At 69.6% G+C, this 21463-nt stretch carries 18 protein-coding genes; 4 read left to right on the forward strand and 14 right to left on the reverse strand.

The window, feature by feature from the left end:
* Positions 1 to 91: 91 nt before the first annotated feature.
* The 7 genes from truB to rimP all read right to left on the reverse strand — a co-directional run bounded on the left by truB (position 92) and on the right by rimP (position 7760).
* The gene (gene truB / locus OHT21_RS12240) at positions 92 to 997 is read right to left on the reverse strand and encodes a tRNA pseudouridine(55) synthase TruB (protein ID WP_328768294.1); all 906 of its coding nucleotides are present in this window, start codon (positions 995 to 997) and stop codon (positions 92 to 94) included.
* Positions 994 to 1458 (reverse strand): 30S ribosome-binding factor RbfA, encoded by a 465-nt coding sequence (gene rbfA / locus OHT21_RS12245; protein WP_328768295.1) that lies wholly within the window; start codon positions 1456 to 1458, stop codon positions 994 to 996. Before rbfA ends, truB begins: the two co-directional genes overlap by 4 nt.
* Positions 1459 to 1594: 136 nt before the next feature.
* A complete protein-coding gene (locus tag OHT21_RS12250; RefSeq protein WP_328768296.1) occupies positions 1595 to 1888 on the reverse strand; it encodes a DUF503 domain-containing protein in 294 nt (97 codons plus the stop codon).
* Between the two features lie 604 nt (positions 1889 to 2492).
* Complete coding sequence (infB, locus tag OHT21_RS12255) at positions 2493 to 5693, reverse strand: translation initiation factor IF-2 (protein ID WP_328768297.1); 3201 nt, start codon at positions 5691 to 5693, stop codon at positions 2493 to 2495.
* Between the two features lie 147 nt (positions 5694 to 5840).
* Entirely contained in the window at positions 5841 to 6134 is a 294-nt protein-coding gene (locus tag OHT21_RS12260) for a YlxR family protein (RefSeq protein ID WP_328768298.1), read from the reverse strand.
* 103 nt (positions 6135 to 6237) lie between these two features.
* The gene (gene nusA / locus OHT21_RS12265; protein WP_328768299.1) at positions 6238 to 7260 is read right to left on the reverse strand and encodes a transcription termination factor NusA; all 1023 of its coding nucleotides are present in this window, start codon (positions 7258 to 7260) and stop codon (positions 6238 to 6240) included.
* A 2-nt stretch (positions 7261 to 7262) separates the two neighbouring features.
* On the reverse strand, positions 7263 to 7760 hold the full coding sequence (gene rimP, locus OHT21_RS12270; RefSeq protein WP_328768300.1) for a ribosome maturation factor RimP: 498 nt from the start codon (positions 7758 to 7760) through the stop codon (positions 7263 to 7265).
* Positions 7761 to 7946: 186 nt separating this feature from the next.
* Here rimP and OHT21_RS12275 point away from each other — a divergent pair, with 186 nt between their 5' ends.
* From OHT21_RS12275 to OHT21_RS12285, 3 genes are read left to right on the forward strand one after another with little or no spacing between them, the layout of a single operon-like run.
* Entirely contained in the window at positions 7947 to 8492 is a 546-nt protein-coding gene (locus OHT21_RS12275) for a hypothetical protein (protein WP_328768301.1), read from the forward strand.
* The gene (locus OHT21_RS12280; RefSeq protein ID WP_328768302.1) at positions 8489 to 8974 is read left to right on the forward strand and encodes a DUF4439 domain-containing protein; all 486 of its coding nucleotides are present in this window, start codon (positions 8489 to 8491) and stop codon (positions 8972 to 8974) included. The genes OHT21_RS12275 and OHT21_RS12280 overlap by 4 nt, the downstream gene beginning before the upstream one ends.
* 54 nt (positions 8975 to 9028) lie before the next feature.
* Complete coding sequence (locus OHT21_RS12285) at positions 9029 to 9952, forward strand: aminoglycoside phosphotransferase family protein (RefSeq protein ID WP_328768304.1); 924 nt, start codon at positions 9029 to 9031, stop codon at positions 9950 to 9952.
* A gap of 494 nt (positions 9953 to 10446) precedes the next feature.
* Here the strand turns inward: OHT21_RS12285 and OHT21_RS12290 are convergent, their stop codons facing one another.
* The 6 genes from OHT21_RS12290 to dxr form a co-directional block, all read right to left on the reverse strand.
* A complete protein-coding gene (locus tag OHT21_RS12290) occupies positions 10447 to 12141 on the reverse strand; it encodes a proline--tRNA ligase (protein ID WP_328768305.1) in 1695 nt (564 codons plus the stop codon).
* A gap of 87 nt (positions 12142 to 12228) precedes the next feature.
* Positions 12229 to 12801, reverse strand: coding sequence for a GNAT family N-acetyltransferase (locus OHT21_RS12295; protein ID WP_328768306.1), 573 nt, complete (start codon positions 12799 to 12801; stop codon positions 12229 to 12231).
* 148 nt (positions 12802 to 12949) lie between these two features.
* The gene (locus OHT21_RS12300) at positions 12950 to 13798 is read right to left on the reverse strand and encodes a GNAT family N-acetyltransferase (protein WP_328768307.1); all 849 of its coding nucleotides are present in this window, start codon (positions 13796 to 13798) and stop codon (positions 12950 to 12952) included.
* A gap of 172 nt (positions 13799 to 13970) precedes the next feature.
* Positions 13971 to 15128, reverse strand: a complete 1158-nt coding sequence (gene ispG, locus OHT21_RS12305) for a flavodoxin-dependent (E)-4-hydroxy-3-methylbut-2-enyl-diphosphate synthase (protein WP_328768308.1) — start codon at positions 15126 to 15128, stop codon at positions 13971 to 13973.
* A 166-nt stretch (positions 15129 to 15294) separates the two neighbouring features.
* Positions 15295 to 16599, reverse strand: a complete 1305-nt coding sequence (locus tag OHT21_RS12310; protein ID WP_328768309.1) for a M50 family metallopeptidase — start codon at positions 16597 to 16599, stop codon at positions 15295 to 15297.
* Positions 16596 to 17894, reverse strand: a complete 1299-nt coding sequence (gene dxr / locus OHT21_RS12315; protein ID WP_328768310.1) for a 1-deoxy-D-xylulose-5-phosphate reductoisomerase — start codon at positions 17892 to 17894, stop codon at positions 16596 to 16598. The genes OHT21_RS12310 and dxr overlap by 4 nt, the downstream gene beginning before the upstream one ends.
* A 170-nt stretch (positions 17895 to 18064) precedes the next feature.
* On the opposite strand from dxr, the gene OHT21_RS12320 reads away from it, so the two are divergent.
* A complete protein-coding gene (locus OHT21_RS12320) occupies positions 18065 to 18511 on the forward strand; it encodes a lamin tail domain-containing protein (protein WP_328768311.1) in 447 nt (148 codons plus the stop codon).
* 36 nt (positions 18512 to 18547) lie between these two features.
* On the opposite strand, the gene secA is transcribed toward OHT21_RS12320, so the two are convergent.
* Positions 18548 to 21412 (reverse strand): preprotein translocase subunit SecA, encoded by a 2865-nt coding sequence (gene secA / locus OHT21_RS12325; RefSeq protein ID WP_328774058.1) that lies wholly within the window; start codon positions 21410 to 21412, stop codon positions 18548 to 18550.
* Between the last annotated feature and the right edge of the window lie 51 nt (positions 21413 to 21463).

Raw genomic sequence — 21463 nt, forward strand, 5'->3', positions numbered from 1 at the left:
CCCGCTCGCCCAGCATCGGCATGGGGCCTGTGACGGTCCGCACCCACCGGTCAGCCCCGATCAGCACAGGTCAGCCCCGGGTCAGCACTGGTCAGCCGAAGACGGCCAGGCTCTTGGCCTTGCCCTTCTGCTCCTCCACCAGCGCGAGGAACCGCCCCTCAGGATCGAACACCCCGACGGCGCCGGCTCCCGCGTACACGTCGGGAATGTCGAGGCGCACCCCGTTCGTCAGCAGTCGCGCCCTCTTCGCGTCCACGTCCCAGCGCGGGAACGCGGCTGCGGCCGCCTCCGCCAGCGGCATCACGGTCAGCTCCTCCTGGAGCTGGTCAAGCGTGCGCGCGGAGTCGAGCTTGTAGGGGCCGACACGGGTGCGGCGCAGGGCCGTCAGATGGCCGCCGACGCCCAGACCGGCGCCGAGATCGCGGGCCAGCGCGCGGATGTACGTCCCCGAGGAGCAGACCACCGAGACGACCAGGTCCAGTACGGGCGTACCGTCCTCGGCGACGGCGCCCCGGACGTCGTACACGGAGAACGAGGAGACCGTGACCGGCCGGGCCGGGATCTCGAAGTCCTCGCCCTCGCGGGCCCGCTTGTACGAGCGCACCCCGTCGATCTTGATGGCACTGACCTTGGACGGCACCTGCATGATGCCGCCGGTGAGCTTGGCGATCCCGGCGTCGATGGCGTCCCGGGTGATCCCCGAGGCGTCCGCGGAGGCCGTGATGTCCCCTTCGGCGTCATCGGTGACGGATGTCTGCCCGAGCCGGATGGTCCCGAGGTATTCCTTCTCGGTGAGCGCGAGATGGCCGAGGAGCTTGGTCGCCTTCTCGACGCCGAGGACGAGTACGCCCGTCGCCATGGGGTCGAGGGTGCCGGCGTGTCCGACTCGGCGGGTCTTCGCGATCCCGCGCATTTTGGCGACCACGTCGTGCGAAGTGAAGCCCGACGGCTTGTCGACGATGACCAGGCCGTCGGGCGTGCGGTTGTTCTGGGTCATGCCGGGGCGTCGCCGTCCGTCTCTGGCGTCTCGTCCTCTTCGTCCGGCTTCTTGTACGGGTCCGCGTCACCCGCGAAGCTGGCGCCGGCCGAGACCTCGCGCACCTTCGCGTCCGAGGCCCGTGCCTTGTCGAGCAGGTCCTCGATGGTCTTGGCGGTGTCCGGCAGGGCGTCCGCCACGAAGCTGAGCGTCGGCGTGAACTTCACGCCCGCCGCAGCCCCGACGGCCGAGCGGAGCACGCCCTTGGCGCTCTCCAGGCCGGCTGCCGCCGCCGCGCGCTCCTCGTCGTCCCCGTACACCGTGTAGAAGACGGTCGCCTCCCGCAGATCCCCGGTGACCCGGGTGTCCGTGATGGTGACGTGGGAACCGAGCCGCGGGTCCTTGATCCCGCGCTGCAGCTTCTGGGCCACCACCTCTCGGATGAGGTCCGCCAGCCTCTTCGCCCGCGCGTTGTCGGCCACTGGTCCGTCTCCCTCTTTCTTGCCTGTTCCGCGTATCCGCGGGTGCCCGCGTGTGTCCGCGTGCACATTCATCGTCGTGCACGGCGTGCACGGTCCATCGTCTTGCACCGCGTGCACTGTCCATCGTCGTGCACGGTCAGTCGTCGTCGCCGTGCAGCCGCCGTCGTACGGACAACAGCTCCACCTCCGGCCGGCCGGCGACCATGCGCTCGCACCGGTCCAGTACGTCGGTCAGATGCGTCGCGTCCCCCGACACCACCGCCAGACCGATCTCGGCCCGTCGGTACAGGTCCTGATCGCCTACTTCCGCCGCGCTCACCGCGAACTTGCGCTGCAGCTCCGCCACGATGGGGCGGACGACGGAACGCTTCTCCTTCAGCGACCGTACGTCGCCGAGGAGCAGGTCGAAGGACAGAGTCCCCACGTACATGTTGTGTGTCCGGATGTCCCGCCGGTACGGGGTAGATGACCCGCCAAGCTCTTGGCAGGGACGTCGAGAACGGTACAACGGGAGGCTGGCGCGGCTCGAGGGGGTTTTCGCCCCCGCCGCCCTTACCCGTCCCATACCAAGGGGCGCTGCCCCTGGACCCCCCTGGGGCTGCGCCCCCGACCCCCTTCGGGGCGGGCTCCGCCCCGGACCCCGTTTCGGGGGCCAGCCCCCGAACCCCCGGTCCTCAAACGCCGGACGGGCTGATTTTCGCCGACCGGCGCTGATTTCTGCCGGACGGGCAGATCTTCCGCACCCGAGCTCTGTCAGCCAAGGCCAGCACCAACCAGCCCGTCTGGGGGCACCTCTGGGGGCACCCCCAGCGGTAGCTGGGGGAGTTTGAGGACGAGGCCGTTCAGGCCGATCGGGGGTCTGGGGGCGCAGCCCCCAGCGGGGTCCGGGGCAGAGCCCCGGGTGGGATCTGGGGCGCAGCCCCAGGGATGGGACGGGTAAGGGCGGCGGGGGTCGAAAAACCCCGGTCGGCGCCACCCCCGCGGGAAGAATCCCGGCGGGGGTGGCGCCAACCCGGTTCAGCGCGCCGCAGGCGTCAGCCGCGGGGCTTCTCGCGCATCTCGTACGTCGCGATGACGTCGTCGACCTTGATGTCGTTGAAGTTGCCGAGGTTGATACCGCCCTCGAACCCTTCGCGAATCTCGGTGACGTCGTCCTTGAAGCGACGCAGGCCGGAGATGTTGAGGTTCTCCGCGATGACCTTGCCATCGCGCAGCAACCGCGCCTTGGTGTTGCGCTTGACCTCGCCGGAGCGGACCAGCACACCGGCGATGTTGCCCAGCTTGGACGAGCGGAAGACCTCGCGGATCTCCGCCGTGCCGAGCTCGACCTCTTCGTACTCCGGCTTGAGCATGCCCTTGAGGGCCGCCTCGATCTCCTCGATGGCCTGGTAGATCACCGAGTAGTAGCGGACGTCGACGCCCTCGCGCTCCGCCATCTGCGAGGCACGGCCGGCCGCGCGGACGTTGAAGCCGATGACGATGGCGTCGGATCCGGTCGCCAGGTCGATGTCCGACTCGGTGACCGCACCCACACCACGGTGCAGGATGCGGATGTCGACCTCTTCGCCGACGTCGAGCTGGAGCAGCGAGGACTCGAGAGCCTCCACCGAACCGGACGCGTCGCCCTTGATGATGAGGTTGAGTTCCTGCACCAGACCGGCCTTGAGGGCCTCGTCCAGGTTCTCCAGGGAGAACCGGACGCCCCGGCGGGCGAAGTTGGCGTTCCGCTCACGAGCGGCACGCTTCTCAGCGATCTGACGGGCCGTACGGTCCTCGTCGACGACGAGGAAGTTGTCGCCGGCGCCCGGGACGTTGGTGAGACCGAGGACGAGGACCGGGGTCGAGGGACCCGCCTCTTCCACGTTCTCGCCCTTGTCGTCGAGCATCGCGCGGACACGGCCGTACGCGTCGCCGACCACCATGGTGTCGCCGACCCGCAGGGTGCCTCGCTGGACCAGGACGGTCGCGACGGCGCCGCGGCCACGGTCCAGGTGGGACTCGATCGCGATGCCCTGCGCGTCCTGCTCCGGGTTGGCCCGCAGGTCGAGCGAGGCGTCCGCGGTGAGGACCACGGCCTCCAGCAGGCTCTCGATGTTGAGGCCCTGCTTGGCGGAGATGTCGACGAACATCGTGTCGCCGCCGAACTCCTCGGCCACCAGACCGAACTCGGTGAGCTGACCGCGCACCTTGGTCGGGTCGGCACCCTCGACGTCGATCTTGTTGACCGCGACCACGATCGGCACACCGGCCGCCTTGGCGTGGTTCAACGCCTCGATCGTCTGGGGCATCACACCGTCGTTGGCCGCCACCACGAGGATCGCGATGTCGGTCGACTTGGCACCACGGGCACGCATGGCGGTGAACGCCTCGTGACCCGGGGTGTCGATGAAGGTGATCCTGCGCTCTTCCTCGTTGACCTCGGTGGCGACCTGGTACGCACCGATGTGCTGCGTGATACCGCCGGCCTCGCCCGCGACGACGTTCGTCTTGCGGATGGTGTCAAGGAGGCGGGTCTTACCGTGGTCGACGTGACCCATGACGGTCACGACCGGCGGACGCGGCGCGAGGAACTCCTCGCCGCCCTCGTCCTCGCCGAACTCGATGTCGAAGGACTCGAGCAGCTCGCGGTCCTCCTCCTCCGGGCTGACGATCTCGACGACGTAGTTCATCTCGCCGGCGAGCAGCTGGAGGGTCTCGTCGGAGACGGACTGCGTGGCAGTGACCATCTCGCCGAGGTTCATCATCACGGCGACGAGCGACGCCGGATTGGCGTTGATCTTCTCCGCGAAGTCGGTGAGGGACGCACCGCGCGACAGGCGGACGGTCTGTCCGTTGCCGCGAGGCAGCATCACGCCGCCGACCGACGGGGCCTGCATGGCCTCGTACTCCTGGCGCCTCTGCCGCTTCGACTTGCGGCCACGACGCGCGGGACCGCCGGGACGACCGAAGGCGCCCTGCGTGCCACCACGGCCACCGGGACCACCCGGACGACCGCCGAAGCCGGGACGGCCACCGCCGCCACCGGGACCACCCGGACGACCGGCGAAACCGCCGCCACCGCCACCGGGACCACCGGGACGACCGGCGAAACCGCCACCGCCGCCGCCACCGGGACGACCTGCGAAGCCGCCGCCACCAGGACGACCGCCGCCACCGCCACCGGGACGACCGCCGCCACCAGGACCGCGGCCACCGGGGCCACCGCCGCCGGGACGCGGGCTACCGGCAGCAGGACGCTGCGGCATCATGCCGGGGTTCGGACGGTTGCCGCCGGGGCCGCCGCCGGGACGCGGAGCGCCACCGGGACCACCCTGCGGACGAGGCATGCCGCCCGGAGTCGGACGGTTGCCGCCGGGGCCGCCACCGGGACGCGGAGCGCCACCGGGACCACCCTGCGGACGAGGACCACGGTCCTGGCCCGCACCCTGCGGACGCGGACCCCCACCCGGCGCACCGGCGCCACCGGGACGCGGGGCACCACCCGGACGGGGCGACTGCGGGCGCGCCATACCGGTGGAGCCACCAGAGGTGAACGGGTTGTTGCCCGGACGCGGGCCGGCCGGACGACCGCCCGGACGACCGCCCTGGCCGCCGGGACGCGGAGCGCCCTGACGGTCACCGCGGTCGCCACGGCCCTGGCCGCCACCCTGAGCGGGACCCGGACGGGCACCCGGCTTCGGGGCACCGGGACGGGCGCCGCCGGGACGCGGACCCGAGGGAGCCGCGGGACCGGAGGATGCCGCGGGACCGGAGGATGCCGCGGGACCGGAGGATGCCGCGGGACCGGAGGATGCCGCGGGACCGGAGGATGCCGCGGGAGCCGACGGAGGCGCCGTGAACTCGGGCGCCGCAGGAGCCGGAGACGCCGGAGCGGGCTTCGGCGCGGGCGGCTTGGGACCCGGAGTCGGACGCGGCCCCGGGGTTACGGGCCCACCGGCCGGAGCCGCAGGCTTCTCCGCGGCAGCCGGCTTCGGGGCCGGCGGGCGCGGGGCAGCCGGACGGGCGGCCTGCGCCGGAGAGGGGGAGGCCGGCTTGGCGGGCGCGGCCTTGCGCGGGGCGGGCTTGCCGCCGCCGTTGCCCTGCTGGAGGGCGTCGGTCAGTTTGCGTACAACGGGCGCCTCGATGGTCGAGGACGCAGAACGGACAAATTCACCGAGTTCTTGGAGCTTGGCCATGACGACCTTGCTCTCAACCCCGAACTCCTTGGCGAGTTCGTATACCCGGACCTTAGCCACTTCGCTCCTTTTAGGTCCGGGTTGCGTCCGGACCGTCGCTACTTCATGGGCGTACTCATCGCGTGCTCATCGAGTGCTCATCGCAATCTCGACCTACTTCCAACTCGCGGGGTACCAGGGCCGCACGGGGGTTCCGTGCGACACGTCTTACGGTGTTGCCTTCTCGGCAACGGTCTTCTCGACAGCTTGGCGCAATGCCTCCGTGTCGAGCGGTCCCTGGGCACGCAGCGCCCGAGGGAACGCCCGGCGGCGGACCGCCAGGTCGAGACAGACCAGGGCGGGGTGAACGTAGGCACCCCGGCCGGGCAGCGTACCGCGATGATCGGGGACGCACTCGCCCTCGATCGCCACGATGCGCAGCAGATCGTCCTTGGCCGCTCGCTCCCGGCACCCCACACACGTGCGCTCAGGGCATGCTCGGACTGGCGTCCGGCCAGACACAATCAAAGTCTACCTCCCCGCACCGACCTCACCCCTTTGGGGCAAGAATCGAACGGTTGCCGCGTATCAAACTGTCGTGATCTCAGCGATCTGGGGGCGTGATCTATTCCCTGCCCTGGTCCCCGGCCTGCTGACCGGTCTGCTCACCGGTCTGTTCGGTGTCCGGACGGATGTCGATCCGCCATCCCGTCAGCCGGGCGGCGAGCCGGGCGTTCTGCCCTTCTTTGCCGATGGCCAGGGACAGTTGATAGTCCGGCACCGTCACGCGCGCGGAGCGGGCCGCCAGGTCCACGACCTCGACTTTGGAGACCCGGGCGGGGGACAGCGCGTTGGCCACCATCTCGGCCGGATCGTCGGACCAGTCGACGATGTCGATCTTCTCACCGTTGAGTTCGCCCATGACATTGCGCACACGGCCGCCCATGGGCCCGATGCAGGCGCCCTTGGCGTTCAGGCCCGAACGGGTGGAGCGGACGGCGATCTTCGTGCGGTGCCCGGCCTCCCGGGCGATGGCGGCGATCTCGACGGACCCGTCGGCGATCTCCGGCACCTCGAGAGCGAAGAGTTTCTTCACCAGATTGGGATGTGTCCGCGACAGCGTCACGGAGGGCCCACGCACACCCTTCGCCACCCGGACCACGTACGACCTCAGCCGCATACCGTGCTGGTACGTCTCGCCGGGAACCTGCTCCTGCACGGGCAGGATTGCCTCCAGCTTGCCGATGTCCACGAGTACGTTCTTGGGGTCGCGGCCCTGCTGGACGACGCCGGTGACGATGTCGCCCTCGCGGCCCGCGTACTCGCCGAGCGTCGCGTCGTCCTCGGCGTCCCGCAGGCGCTGCAGGATGACCTGCTTGGCGGTGGTGGCTGCGATACGGCCGAAGCCGGTCGGGGTGTCGTCGAACTCGCGGGGCTCCTGGCCCTCTTCGAGGTCCTCGGGGTCCTCCTTCGCCCACACGGTCACATGGCCGCTCTCACGGTTGAGCTCCACGCGCGCGTGGCGACGGCTTCCCTCGGTGCGGTGATACGCGATGAGGAGGGCCGATTCGATCGCTTCGACCAGCAGGTCGAAGGAGATCTCCTTCTCCCGTACCAAGCCCCGCAGGGCACTCATGTCGATGTCCACGGCTACGCCTCCTCTTCCTTCTTGTCCTTACGGCTGAACTCGACCTGGACGCGCGCCTTGGCGATCTCCTCGAAGGCGAGCCTTCTGGCAGTGGCCTTGCGCCCCTTCACACCGGGCACTTCGAGGTCCACGCCCTCGTCGTCCACCTTCAGGATCCGGGCGACCACCTCGCCACCTTCGGTCAGCTGGAACTTCACCAGCCGGCCGGTGGCACGTACGTAGTGACGGTGTTCCCTGAGCTCGCGCTCCGCACCGGGCGTTCCCACCTCGAGGGTGTACTCGCCCGCGCCCATCGCGTCCGTCTCGTCGAGCTTCGCCGAGAGCACGCGGCTCACATCGGCGATCTGGTCGAGGTCGGCACCTTCGTCGGAATCGACGACGACGCGCAGCACACGCTTACGCCCGACCGAGTCCACTTCGATCTCCTCGAGATCGAGTCCCTGGGAGCTGACGAGCGGTTCCAGCAGTCCTCGCAGCCTCTCGCTCTGGGTGGTGCTCATCCGGGTGACTCCTCGGCCGCGTGTGCTGTTGTGGGTAGGTCGCGTGTCAGGTCAAAGGGTATCGGGTCCAGAAGGGTGTTGCCGTCCACCGGCATCACCGCGGGTTACCTTGATCCGGGCAGCCCAGCCACCCGGAGCTCCGGTCGCCGCCCTTCCTTTCGTACGAGTCTGCCGAGGACGTCTGCCTTGTCGTTCACCCCGCCGTCGCGCTCGCCCTCGGGGCCGCGCCGAAGGAGCCTGCTCGCCTCAGCCGCCGGTGCGGGCGCCGCGCTGCTCACGGGCTGCTCCACCTCCGAGTCCTCTTCCGAGACCACCGAGGAGGCCGCTTCCGCCGCCGATCGGGCACGCGCGCGTGCGGCACGCGACAGCGAGGGGCTCGCGGCGCGGTACGAGGCCGTGCTCGCCGCGCATCCGGCGCTGGCGTCGCGGCTGACACCGCTGCGGGCGGAGGTCGTACGGCATGCGAAGGCGTTCGGGGGCGGGAAACGGGCCTCTGCCACCCCTAGCGCCTCGGCCTCTTCGTCTCCCGCTGCTTCGGCGAGTGCTCCGGCCGCGAGTGTGCCGGCCCGCGAGGAGGACGCCCTCGCCGAACTCGCCTCGGCCGAGCGGGCATTGGCGGACCGGCGTACGAAGGCGCTGGAGGAGGTGCCGGGAGAGCTGGCGCGGCTGCTGGCCTCGGTGGCGGCGGCCGGTGCGGTGCACGTGTACTTGTTGACGGAGGGCGGGAAATGAGCGGGGCCCAGAATTCCGGGGATGCGGAGGCTTCGGCCGAGCTGAAGGCTGTGCAGGCCGCGCTGCGCGCCGAGCATGCGGCGGTGTACGGGTACGGGGTCGTGGGCGGGAAGGTCGGCGAGGAGCGGCGGGCCGAGGCTCAAGCGGCGTACGACGCGCATCGGGCCCGGCGTGACGCGCTCGCGCGGGCCGTGCGGGACCTGGACGGGAAGCCCGAACCGGCGGCGGCCGCCTACGCACTGCCGTTCCCGGTGACCGACTCGGATGCGGCCGTGCGGCTGGCCGTCGAGTTGGAGGAGCGGGTGGCCGGGGTGTACTCGGATGTCGTACGGGCCTCCGGGGGTGAGCGGCGGCGTGATGCCGCCGAGGCCTTGCGGGAGGCTGCGGTGCGGGCGGCGCGATGGCGTGGCGGGAGCGTAGCCTTCCCTGGTCTCGCCGAGCGGGCCGCCCAGGCCGGGCCACCGTCGACACCCCGCACGTAACGCATCTCGGAGCACGGCGAGCGCGTCGAGCACATCGGAAGGGAACACTCGCGTATGGCTTTCGAACCGCCGCAGCGGCTCGTCCGGGCGCTCGGCGAGACGGCGCCGGCCGGTGACGACTGGCTGGAGAAGCTGCCCGAGACGGCTCAACAGGCTGTCGCGGTACGCGAGTTGACCGTGGAGCGGGTGCAGGTGCCCGGCGGGCGCAGCAGTCTTGTGGTGCTGGTGCGGCTGCCCGACGGGACCCCCGCGGTCCTCAAGCTCGCGCCGCCGCGGGCGCGTCCGGAGAGTGAGCGGGCCGCGCTGGCGCACTGGGATGGACGGGGGGCGGTACGGCTCCTTGAGGCGCCGCCCGGTTCCCCGCGTCCCTCCAGTGCCTCCGGGGCCGGGGGTGTGCTGCTGCTGGAGCGGTTGCATCCCGATGTGTCCGTGCGGTCATTGCCCGAGGCGAAGTCGATGCTGGAGGCGGCCGGGACCTTGCGGCGGCTGTGGGTCGAGCCGCCTGCCGGGCACGCCTTCGAGACCGTGGCCGAGCGGACGGGGCGGCAGGCCGAGGCGATGCGGGCGTCTGCCGATGCGGAGGCACTGCCGCTGGTGGACGCGGCGCTCGCGGTGCGCGAGCAGTTGCTCGCGGCTCCGCCGGAGCAGCGTCTGCTGCACGGCACCTTCCGCCAGAGCAAGGTGCTCGCCGGTGAACGCAGTCCCTGGCTGGCCGTGGGGCCCGATCCCGTCGTCGGCGAGTGCGCCTTCGACCTGGCCCGCCTGGTCCGCGATCGCGTCGAGGACTTGATCGCCTCACCGTCCGGCCCCGCGACGACCCGTCGCCGGGTCAAGCGCCTCGCGGAGTCGCTGGACGTGGACCAGGAACGCTTGCGGGGGTGGACGCTGTTCCGGGCGGTCGAGTCGGGGGTGCGGGCTCGGCGGGTGGGGCGGGGGCAGGATGCGGAGCTGTTGCTGGAGTTCGCGGGGTGGTTGTAGGGGGGTGGGTGGCCGTTGGGGGGTTTCGCCCCCCGCCGCCCCTACCCGTCCCATCCCGGGGCCAGCCCCGGAGCCCCGCTGGGGGCTGCGCCCCCAGGCCCCCTCGGGGCTGCGCCCCTGGGCCCGGCTCGGGGCTCTGCCCCGCACCCCGCTCGGGGCTCCGCCCCGGACCCCGTTTCGGGGGCCAGCCCCCGGACCCCCGGGTCCTCAAACTCCCCCAGCTACCGCTGGGGGTGCCCCCAGAGGTGCCCCCAAGGGGCTGATTTTTCAGCCCGTCCGGCGTTTGAGGACGAGGCCCTTAGGCCGATGCGGGGTCTGGGGCGGCAGCCCCAGCGGGGTCCAGGGGCGGAGCCCCTCCGCCTTCGCGGACTGTGGGTCTGGGCGAAGCCCAGGGGACGATGGGGGTCCCCCCGCTCGAGCGAAGCCGAGCGTGGGGGAGGGTAGGGGCGGCGGGGGCGAAACAAACCCGCCGCACCCACGGCGTACAGGCCCCGCTACGCCGTCAGGCGAGCCACCGCCTCCGCCACCGTCAGCTCCTCGCGCTCCCCGGTGCGGCGGTCCTTGAGTTCCACGACGCCCTCGGCCGAGCGGCGGCCGGCCACCAGGATCTGGGGGACGCCGATCAGTTCGGCGTCCGTGAACTTGACGCCCGGCGAGACGCCGGCCCGGTCGTCCACCAGGACGCGTACGCCTGCCGCGCCCAGCTTCTCCGAGACGTCGAGGGCGAGCTCGGTCTGCAGGGCCTTGCCGGCGGCGACGACGTGCACGTCGGCCGGGGCGACCTCGCGAGGCCAGCACAGCCCCTGCCCGTCCGCCGACTGCTCGGCCAGCGCCGCCACCGCACGCGAGACACCGATGCCGTACGAGCCCATCGTCACGCGAACCGGCTTGCCGTTCTGCCCGAGGACATCGAGCTGGAAGGTGTCGGCGTACTTACGGCCGAGCTGGAAGATGTGACCGATCTCGATGGCGCGGTCCATCTTGAGGCCGGTGCCGCAGACGGGGCAGGGGTCGCCCTCCTCGACGACGACCACGTCGAGGTAGTCGTCCACCTCGAAGTCCCGCCCGCAGACGACGTTGCGCGCGTGCTTGTCGGGCTTGTTGGCACCCGTGATCCAGGCCGTACCGGGCGCCACGCGCGGATCGGCGATGTAGCGGACCTTGTCCATGCCCTGCGGGCCGACGTAGCCGCGTACGAGATCCTCACGGCCCACGAAGTCCTCGGCGGTCACCAACTCCACCACCGCCGGGGCCAGATGCTCGCCCAGCTTGCCGAGGTCGACCTCGCGGTCACCGGGGACACCGACGGCGACGATCTCGCCGTCGACCTTGACGAGGAGGTTCTTGAGGGTGGCGGACGCCGTCACGCCGAGGTGCTGGGCGAGGGTCTCGATGGTCGGAGTGTCAGGGGTGTCCAGCTCCTCGACCGGACCGTGCTCGACGCCCTCGACCGGCGTGAGCGCGAAGGTGACGGCCTCCGTGTTCGCCGCGTAGTCGCAGGCCGGGCAGTCCACGAAGGTGTCCTCACCGGCCGCGGCGGGCGCGAGGAACTCCTCCGACGCCGAGCCGCCCATCGCGCCGGAGACGGCGGAGACGATGCGGTAGTCGAGGCCGAGGCGGGCGAAGATCTTCTGGTACGCCTCGCGGTGCAGCGCGTACGACTCGACGAGGCCCTCGTCCGTGGTGTCGAAGGAGTACGAGTCCTTCATCTGGAACTCACGGCCGCGCAGCACACCGGAGCGGGGACGGGCCTCGTCCCGGTACTTGGTCTGAATCTGGTAGAGGATCACCGGCAGGTCCTTGTAGGACGAGCACTGGTCCTTGACGAGTTGGGTGAAGATCTCCTCGTGCGTGGGGCCCAGGAGATAGTCGGCGCCCTTGCGGTCCTTGACGCGGAAGAGGAGATCGCCGTACTCGTCCCAGCGTCCCGACGCGTCGTACGGCTCGCGCGGCAGCAGCGCGGGCAGCAGGACCTCCTGGCCGCCGATGGCGTCCATCTCCTCGCGCACCACGCGCGCCACGTTCTCGAGGACCTTCTTGCCGAGCGGCAGCCAGCTCCAGATACCGGCCGACGTGCGGCGTACGTAACCGGCGCGGACGAGCAGCTTGTGGCTGAGCGTCTCGGCGTCCGCCGGGTCGTCGCGCAGTGTCTTGATCATCAATCGGGACATGCGCTGGACCTGGGCCATGATTCTTAACTCCTGCCGGATAACGGTGATGGCTAGGAGGTTAGCCGGGCGGTACCGGGCGGTGGAAATCGATTGGCGTCCCGGCCCCTATCGCCTGCGGCGGAGGGGCAGGTGGGCGCCCATCACCGCGTACGGCTTCGGGGCGCTGGGGAAGAGGACGTTGCGGGCCAGGTCCTCGTAGCCGAGCGAGTGGTAGAGGCCGCGGGCCGGGCTGTCCGTGTCGATGGCCGAGAGGATCGAGCGGGGCTGGGTGGCGCCGTCCGTGATGGTGGTGATCAGGGCACGGCCGATGCCGCGGTTCTGGTAGTGCGGGTGGACGTGCAGCTCGGTGATCACGAAGGAGTCCTCGAGCCAGGACTCGTGACCCTGACTGCGCAGATAGGGCTCGACGACGGTGGACCACCAGTGGGCGCGGTCGTTGGGCATGCCGTAGACGAAGCCGACGAGGCGGCCGTCGGGCGTGGTGGCGCCGAGTGCGCGAGCACCGGGGTAGGTGAGATGCCGCAGTACGATCTGCCGCCGTACGGCGATCTCGTCCGCGCCGAGCCCGAAGGCCACGGCCTGCACGCCGAGCGCCTCGTCGATCCGCGCGGCCAGATCCAGCGGGCCGATGACGACTTCGTCGGGCGTACGAGAACCCTGGCCGGGGATGCGCAACATGAGCGGAGACTACCTTCGGACTCCGCTGGGTTGCGCCCGGGTACCGAGGTTGTCTGTTGACTGCGGGTTCATTGTGGCTGGTCGCGCAGTTCCCCGCGCCCCTGACGGGGCGCTCATGCCCTGCCGGCTTGGAGGAGCAGACCTTCTCTCAGAACAGCACGCTCATGAACGCGCCGATTTCCTGGAAGCCCACCCTCTGGTAGGTGCGGCGGGCCGCTGTGTTGAAGTCGTTGACGTAGAGGCTGGCGACTGGGGCCACGTCTGCTAGGGCGTAGCGGAGGACGGCTGCCATGCCGGGGGCCGCGAGGCCTTGGCCTCGGTACTCGGGGGCGATCCAGACGCCCTGGATCTGGCAGGCCTGGGATGTCGCGGCGCCGATCTCCGCCTTGAAGATGACCCGGCCGTCGTGTCCGAGGCGGGCGAACGAGCGCCCGGAGCCTACGAGTTCGGCGACCCGGGCCTGGTACAGGAGCCCTCCGTCACCGGCGAGCGGCGAGATGCCGACCTCCTCCGTGAACATCGCCACGCAGGCGGGCATGATCGTCTCCATCTCGTCCTTGCGGATCCGGCGGACGTACGGATCGGGGGCGATGTCGGAGGGAACTCGGTCGGTGACCATCAGGGGCTGGCGGGGGCGGACTTCGCGTGCGGGGCCCCAGTTCGGCTCGAGGAGCCGCCACAGCTGGGCGGTGACCTCGGCCGGGCCGACTATGGAGGAGCAGCGGCGGCCCGCGCGACGGGCCCGGTCCGCGAAGGCGCGTACGGCACGGGGAGTGGCGCAGATCGGCACCAGGTTGGCGCCGGCGTAGCAGAGGGACGTCAGCATGCCGTCCTCGTACCAGCCCCACATCTCGCCGCCGAGTCGCCACGGGTCGAGGCCCGCGATCTGCACCCGGGAGGTCACGAAGGCGTTCACGACCGGCTCACGGTCGAGGACGGCGAGCGCGGCGTCCAGGTCACTCGGTTCGAGGACCCTGGTGGTGGTCTGCGTCAACACGTACGGGGGCCTCACCCTGGGATCTGCTGATTCCCCGCACTGTACCTGGCGAAAATAGGCGCCGCCGCCCGATGCCGGAGCCCTCCGGGCAGCCTGGGAGACGCGAGTGCCGGCCGTGGCGTCTGGGGTGGCCGTGCCGGTGGCCGATCGAACCCCGACGGCCCCGCCCCCGTCAGCCCGCCACCGAAACCGAGGGCTCCCCGGACGCGGCCCCGTCCGCCTCCATCTGCTCGGCGATCTTCATCGCCTCCTCGATCAGGGTCTCCACGATCTTCGACTCGGGCACCGTCTTGATGACCTCGCCCTTCACAAAGATCTGCCCCTTGCCGTTGCCGGAGGCGACCCCCAGGTCCGCTTCCCTCGCCTCGCCCGGACCGTTCACCACGCAGCCCATGACCGCGACCCGCAGAGGGACCTCCATGCCGTCCAGACCGGCCGTGACCTCCTCGGCCAGCTTGTAGACGTCCACCTGGGCACGGCCACAGGACGGGCATGAGACGATCTCCAGGCCCCGCTCCCGCAGCCCCAGCGACTCCAGGATCTGGTTGCCGACCTTGACCTCCTCCGCCGGAGGCGCCGACAGGGACACGCGGATGGTGTCGCCGATGCCCTCGCTGAGCAGTGCGCCGAAGGCCACCGCCGACTTGATGGTGCCCTGGAAGGCGGGGCCGGCCTCCGTCACGCCGAGGTGCAGCGGGTAGTCGCACTGGGCGGCCAGCTGCCGGTAGGCGTTGACCATCACCACCGGGTCGTTGTGCTTCACCGAGATCTTGATGTCCCGGAAGTCGTGCTCCTCGAACAGCGAGGCCTCCCACAGCGCCGACTCGACGAGTGCCTCGGGGGTCGCCTTGCCGTACTTCTGCAGCAGCCGCCGATCCAGCGAACCGGCGTTCACCCCGATCCGGATCGGCGTGCCATGGTCCTTGGCGGCCCGCGCGATCTCCTTCACCTTGTCGTCGAACTGCTTGATGTTGCCCGGGTTCACCCGCACCGCCGCACAGCCCGCCTCGATCGCGGCGAACACGTACTTCGGCTGGAAATGAATGTCCGCGATCACCGGGATCTGCGACTTCCTGGCGATGGTGGCCAGCGCGTCAGCGTCATCCTGCGTCGGACAGGCCACCCGTACGATCTGGCAGCCCGACGCCGTCAGCTCGGCGATCTGCTGCAAGGTGGCACCGATGTCCGACGTACGCGTCGTCGTCATCGACTGCACCGAGACGGGTGCGTCTCCGCCCACGGCCACGGTCCCGACCTGGATCTGCCGGCTCTTCCGGCGCTCGGCGAGCTTGATCGGAACGGACGGCATGCCGAGAGAAATCGCAGTCATCTGCTGTGCAACCCCAAGGTAAGGATCGGTCGGTCCCGAAAGCTGACGGGCTCCAGCCAACGAGATTACGGCACCCCCGAACACGGGAGCACATCCCCCGCACAGGCCGCCACAAGCGAGGGCGACCGGGCTCAAAGCATGCCCGGTCGCCGCGAACTCCGCCTTACTAGGAGATACGTACCGGGTTAACGACGTCTGCCACCAGGACCAGCAACGTGAAGCAGATGAAGATCCCCGCCACCACATAGGCCACCGGCATCAGCTTCGCCACATCGAACGGGCCCGGGTCGGGCCTCCTGAACACCTTCGCCACATTCCGTCGCAGCGACTCCCACAGGGCGCCCGCGATGTGTCCACCGTCGAGCGGCAGCAGCGGGAGCATGTTGAACAGGAAGAGGGAGAGGTTGAAGCCCGCGACGAGGAACAGCATCATCGCGATCTGGTTCTCCGGCGGGATGTCCAGTGTGAAGACCTCGCCGCCTACGCGGGCCGCGCCGACCACGCCCATCGGGGAGTCGTCCTCGCGCGGGCCGTCACCGAACGCCGCGTCCCACAGGGCGGGGACCTTGGACGGGAGGGCGATCAGCGCCTCGACGCCGTTCTGCATCATGTCGCCCATGCGGTCCACGGACTGGCCGAAGGACTGCTCGACGATGCCGGATGCGGGCGTGAAGCCGAGGAAGCCGGCGTACACGTACTCGCCCTCGACATAGCCGCCGTTGCCGTCCGACTTGCTGACCTGGTTCCTGATCAGGTGCGTGTCCAGGTCGAGCCGCTCGCCCCCGCGCTCAACGGTGATCGTGACGTCCTTGCCGGGGTTGGCGCGGATGTCGTTCTGGAGGGTGGACCAGTCCTCGACGCGTGTGCCGTTGAACGCGATGATCTTGTCGCCCGCTTCCAGGCCGGCGGCCTTCGCGGGCGCGGCCTGGTCGCCCTTCGCGCACTTGGTGCGGTTCTCGCTCTGCTGGATGACGCAGTCGGAGACCTTGCCGACCGTGGTGGTCTGGGTCTGGATGCCGAAGGTCATCATCACGCCGAGGAAGATCACGACGGCAAGGATCAGGTTCATGAAGGGGCCGGCGAACATCACGATCACGCGCTTCCAGGGCTTGCGCGTGTAGAAGAGGCGGTTCTCGTCGCCGGGCTGCAGCTCCTCGAAGGACTGTGCTCGGGCGTCCTCGATCATGCCGCGCCACGGCGAGGTGGAGCGGGCCTCGAGCCTGCCGTCCGGTCCTGGCGGGAACATGCCGATCATGCGGATGTAGCCGCCGAGGGGGATCGCCTTGACGCCGTACTCGGTCTCACCCTTCTTCCGCGACCAGATGGTCGGGCCGAAACCGACCATGTACTGCGGTACGCGGACGCCGAAGAGCTTGGCCGTCGAGAGATGTCCCAGCTCGTGCCAGGCGATCGAGAACAGCAGGCCGATCACGAAGACGACTATGCCGAGGATCATCATCAGGGTCGTCATGCACCGGCCTCCGCCGTGGTCGTCTGCGCCGTCTGTCGCGCCGTGGTCTGCGTCTGCGTGAGTTCCCGGGCCCGGGCGCGTGCCCAGGTCTCCGCTTCGAGGACGTCCGCGACGGTGAGCGAGGTTCCCGTACGTCCGTTACGGGGCGTGCCGTGCTCCTCGACCACCTTGGTCACGGTGTCCATGATCCCGTTGAAGGGCAGGGCGCCCTTCAGGAACGCGTCCACGCACTCCTCGTTCGCCGCATTGAACACGGCCGGGGCCGTCCCCGCGAGTTCCCCCACATGGCGAGCCAGCCCGACCGACGGAAACGCGTCGTTGTCGAGCGGGAAGAACTCCCAGCTCGACGCCTTCGACCAGTCGAAGGCGGGAGCGGCGTCGGGGACCCGCTCGGGCCAGCCGAGCCCGATGGCGATCGGCCCGCGCATGTCAGGGGGCGTCGCCTGGGCGATCGTCGATCCGTCCGTGAACTCCACCATCGAGTGGACATACGACTGCGGGTGCACGACCACCTCAATCCGCTCGAAGGGAATGTCGTAGAGGAGGTGCGCCTCGATGACTTCCAGCCCTTTGTTGACGAGGGTCGCGGAGTTGATGGTGATGACCGGGCCCATGGCCCAGGTGGGGTGTGCGAGGGCGTCGGCCGGGATGACGTTCGCGAGTTCCGCCTTCGTACGTCCCCGGAACGGGCCCCCGGAGGCGGTGACGACGAGCTTGCGTACGTCGGATCTGGTGCCGGAGGCGAGTGCCTGGAACAGGGCCGCGTGCTCGGAGTCGACCGGGATGATCTGCCCCGGCTTGGCGAGCGCCTTGACCAGCGGGCCGCCGACGATGAGCGACTCCTTGTTGGCGAGCGCGAGGGTGCGGCCCGCTTCGAGCGCGGCGAGGGTGGGCGCGAGCCCGATCGACCCGGTGATGCCGTTGAGTACGGTGTGACACTCGGAGGCGGCGAGCTGTGTGGCCGCATCTGCTCCGGCGAGGATCTCGGGCAGCGGCTCCCCGCTCCCGTACCGCTCGCTCAGGGCCTCCCGCAGCGCCGGTACGACGTCCTCGCGGGCGACCGCGACGGTACGTACCCGAAGCCGCCACGCCTGCTCCGCCAGCAGCCCGATCCTCCCGCCCGCGGCGGAGAGCCCGCTCACCCGGAACCTGCCGGGATTGCGCTCCACGAGGTCGATGGCCTGCGTACCGATCGACCCGGTGGATCCCAGGATCACCACGTCCCGTGGCCCGTCCGAGGCCACGGGATCGAAGACAAGATGCGGATCAGCGAGGGGCGCTGGACTGTCACTCATCCCTCCATTGTGGCCGCATCGAGTCACCGACCGGACAGGGTGTCCCCTTCGAGGGCCTCTTACCTCCATGTGCCACAAGACAGAGCCATATCGGCACTTGTGAAGCTCAAGTGAAGAAAGCGTGATACTTCTTCTCCCTGAACACTGGACGACACCCAGGGGGGATCTCCATGCGGATACGCGCTGCCCTGCCCGCGCTCATCGGCGCCGTGGCTCTGACCGGCACGTTTCTCAGCACTCCGGCTCAGGCCGCCGGTCGCGTCTTCATCTACCAGGTCTACTACGACAGCCCGGGCTCGGACAGAGGCTCCAACTCGAGCCTGAACGCCGAGTGGGTGCGGATCAAGAACTCGACGTCGTCGACCGTCAACCTGAAGAACTGGAAGATCAAGGACGAGACGGGCTACACGTACACCTTCGGCAACGTGACGATCGGCGCCGGCAAGACCAAGAAGGTGCACACGGGCAAGGGCACCAACAACGCGTACGACAAGTACTGGGGCCGTGGCTGGTACGTCTGGAACAACGACGGCGACACCGCCTATCTCTACAAGCCCAGCGGTGCCAAGGCCGACGACTGCACCTGGGGTTCGCGCGGCGACTACCGCTACTGCTGAACCGCGTAGGACCACCGCTGCCGTCGGCGCGAGCCGTTACTTACGTCGGCGGCGGTTCTTCGACCTGTTGGACTTGGCGGACTTGGCCGACTTCTTGGCGGGCCGCCGGGCCGGGGCCGCCTTCGTGCCGGTGACCGCTTCCTTCGGACCCGAACCCGCCGCCGAAGCAGCGGACTTGGCAGGCGCGGGCACCGCGTCGGAGCGGCTGAAGTCCCCCTCGACCACGCCTTCCGCCGTGTCCAGCGTGGGCGCGCTGAAGTGGAGATCTTCATCCCGTCGGCCGGCCTCCAGGGTCTCCTGGCCGGCGCGGGCCTTGCCCGAGGCGTCGAGGTTGAAGACGTAGCCGACGGACTCCTCCTTGATGGCCTCCGTCATCGCGGCGTACATGTCGTAGCCCTCGCGCTCGTACTCGATGATCGGCTCGCGGCCCAGGGTCCAGCGCAGGCCGATGCCGTCGCGGAGGTAGTCCATCTCATAGAGGTGCTCGCGCCACTTGCGGTCCAGGACCGAGAGGACGACGAGGCGTTCCAGGTCGCGGAGGGCGTCGGAGCCGAGCTCGGCCTCGCGCTCCTCGTAACGGGCGTGGATGTCCTCGGTGATCGTCTCGATCAGGTCGTCTGCGGTGAGGTTCGCGCGCCCGCCGGCCTCGTCCTCCACGTCCTCGATGGTGACCTTGATCGGGTACAGCTGCTTGAAGGCAGCCCACAGCCGCTCCAGGTTCCACTCCTCGGGGAAGCCCTCGGCGGTCTCCTCCGTGATGTACGCGCGGATGGTGTCGTCCATGAAGTGGATGATCTGTTCGCGCAGGTTCTCGCCCGCGAGGACCCGGCGGCGTTCCTCGTAGATCAGCGTGCGCTGCCGGTTGAGCACCTCGTCGAACTTCAGGACGTCCTTGCGGGACTCGAAGTGCTGCTGCTCGAGCTGGGACTGGGCTGAGGCGATGGCGCGCGTGACCATCTTGTTCTCGATGGGGACGTCCTCGGGGACGTTCGCCATCGCCATGACGCGGTCGACGACCTGGGCGCGGAACAGCCGCATCAGGTCGTCCTCCAGGGACAGGTAGAAGCGGGAGGCGCCGGGGTCGCCCTGCCGGCCTGCGCGTCCGCGCAGCTGGTTGTCGATACGGCGGGACTCATGGCGTTCGGTGCCGAGGACGTACAGCCCGCCGAGGGCGATCACCTCGTCGCGCTCGGCCGCCACGGACTGCGTCATCCGGTCGAGCGCGGCTTGGTACTCCTCGGGGTGCTCCTCCGGATCGAGCCCCCGCCGGTCCAGTTCCGCACGCGCCATCGCCTCCGGGTTGCCACCGAGCATGATGTCGGTGCCGCGGCCCGCCATGTTCGTGGCCACGGTGACCGCGCCCTTGCGGCCGGCCTGGGCGACGATCTGCGCTTCGCGCTGGTGGTTCTTGGCGTTGAGCACCTCGTGCCGGATGCCCCGCCGCTTCAGCTGCGCGGACAGCAGCTCGGACTTCTCGACGGAGGTGGTGCCCACCAGGATCGGCTGGCCTTTGGCGTGCCGCTCGGCGATGTCGTCGACGATCGACGTGAACTTCGCGTCCTCGGTGCGGTAGATCTGGTCGGCGTCGTCCGCGCGGATCATCGGCCGGTTCGTGGGGATCGGCACCACGTGCAGCTTGTAGATCTGGTGGAACTCGGCGGCCTCGGTCATCGCCGTACCGGTCATCCCCGCGAGCTTCTCGTACAGCCGGAAGAAGTTCTGCAGGGTGATCGTCGCGAGGGTCTGGTTCTCGTCCTTGACGGTCACGCCCTCCTTGGCCTCGATCGCCTGGTGCAGACCCTCGTTGTAGCGGCGACCTGCGAGGACGCGGCCGGTGTGCTCGTCGACGATGAGGACCTCGCCGTCGATGACCACGTAGTCCTTGTCCTTCTTGAAGTGCTCCTTGGCCTTGAGGGCGTTGTTCAGGTGGCCGATGAGGGGCGTGTGGTCGGACTCGTAGAGGCTGTCGATGCCGAGCTGGTCCTGGAGGTACTCGACCCCGCTGTCCAGGATCGCCACGGTGCGTTTCTTCGGGTCGTACTCGTAGTCGTGCGTGGCCCGCAGTTCGGCGAGGCGTTCCTTGTCCATCGGCGATGTGAAGTGCTCCGCCTGGATGGAGACGCCCTTCATCCGCGTGACCATCTTGGCGAACGACTCGTACCAATGCGTGGCCTGATCGGCCGGACCGGAGATGATCAGCGGCGTACGGGCCTCGTCGATGAGGATCGAGTCGGCCTCGTCGACGATCGCGAAGTGGTGGCCACGCTGCACGAGCTCGTCCTGCGACCAGGCCATGTTGTCGCGCAGGTAGTCGAAGCCGAACTCGGTATTGGTGCCGTAGGTGATGTCGCGGGCGTAACTCTCGCGCCGCTCGGCCGGTGTCGACTGCGTCTTGATGACGCCGACGGTCAGGCCCAGGAAGCGGTAGGCCCGGCCCATCCACTCGGCGTCGCGCTGGGCGAGGTAGTCGTTCACCGTGACGAGGTGGACGCCCTTGCCGGTCAGGGCGTTCAGATAGACGGGCAGGGTCGCGACGAGGGTCTTGCCCTCGCCGGTATGCATTTCGGCGATATTGCCGAAGTGAAGTGCCGCGCCGCCCATGATCTGTACGTCGAAATGACGCATTCCGAGGGTGCGCCGGGAGGCCTCACGCATCGCGGCGAAGGCTTCGGGCAGCAGATCGTCGAGGCTTTCGCCGTCGGCGAGGCGCTTTTTGAACTCCGGGGTGAGATCCCGTAGTTCGTCGTCGGTCATCCCCTCGAATTCCTCTTCCAGGGAATTGACCTGTTCGGCGATGCGCTGCAGCCTGCGCAGCATGCGTCCCTCGCCGGCCCGCATGATCCGGCCGGTGATCCGCTCGAGAGTGGCCACTGGAATTCCCCCTCGGCCCGGTGGGGGCATCGACGTCCCCGAGGTCGATTCTGTGCCGCTCGCCTTCACTGCGGCAAGCAA

The sequence above is a fragment of the Streptomyces sp. NBC_00286 genome, assembly GCF_036173125.1.
Taxonomy (GTDB): domain Bacteria; phylum Actinomycetota; class Actinomycetes; order Streptomycetales; family Streptomycetaceae; genus Streptomyces.